This window comes from Geomonas propionica (assembly GCF_016458235.1).
GTDB classification, from domain to species: domain Bacteria; phylum Desulfobacterota; class Desulfuromonadia; order Geobacterales; family Geobacteraceae; genus Geomonas; species Geomonas propionica.
Window position 1 is genome coordinate 1 of sequence record NZ_JAEMHK010000040.1, and the last position, 614, is coordinate 614.

Below are 614 nucleotides of genomic sequence, written 5' to 3' on the forward strand. Positions count from 1 at the left end.
GTGGTGACTTTGAATCGCCGCTTAGTCTTCACTCGCAGATCATTTTCACGCATCAGGCGCCAGACGCGGTTCTTTCCAACGTACAGCTGTTGCTTTCGCAGTTCGTTGAGTATTCGTAATGCACCGTACGTCTTGTCGCTGTCGTGAAAGGCTTTTTTGATAGCTGGTAGCAGCGCCTGGTCTTCACGCTGCCGCCTGGTTACGCGGCCGGCTGCATGGACGTAATACCAACTCCGAGTCACTCCAAGAACTCGGCACATCTCCTGAACTCCGAATTCGGAGCGGTGCTCGGTTATGAACCCGAATATCGATTCGGATCCGTCGAGAAGATGGCCACTGCTTTTTTTAGAATTTCACGCTCGCGGAGTAGCCTCTCGTTCTCTTTACGCAGGTGCTTCAGTTCGGCTTCAACTGATGCATGGCTAACTTTTACAGGATCTTGTTGGTCCCGATGTTTCTGGACCCACCCTTTGAGAACGCCATGGGTGATCCCCAGGCTGCTCTCTACCTCACGGATGGTTCGGCCTTCATCAACGACTAACTTGATCGCTTCTCGTTTAAACTCTGAATCGTACTTGCGATTCGATCTCATGACACACCCTCCTGGTCCGTTA

2 protein-coding genes are annotated in these 614 nt (G+C 51.8%); both read right to left on the minus strand.

The genetic code is table 11. The features are described 5' to 3' along the window. Positions 1 to 260, minus strand: a 260-nt coding sequence (locus JFN90_RS22060; RefSeq protein WP_199397292.1) for an IS3 family transposase, incomplete at its 3' end; no start/stop codon positions are given. A gap of 32 nt (positions 261 to 292) precedes the next feature. After that, positions 293 to 592 carry a transposase gene (locus JFN90_RS22065; RefSeq protein WP_236019123.1) on the minus strand — a complete coding sequence of 100 codons (300 nt, stop codon included), beginning with the start codon at positions 590 to 592 and terminating at the stop codon, positions 293 to 295. Positions 593 to 614: the final 22 nt, after the last annotated feature.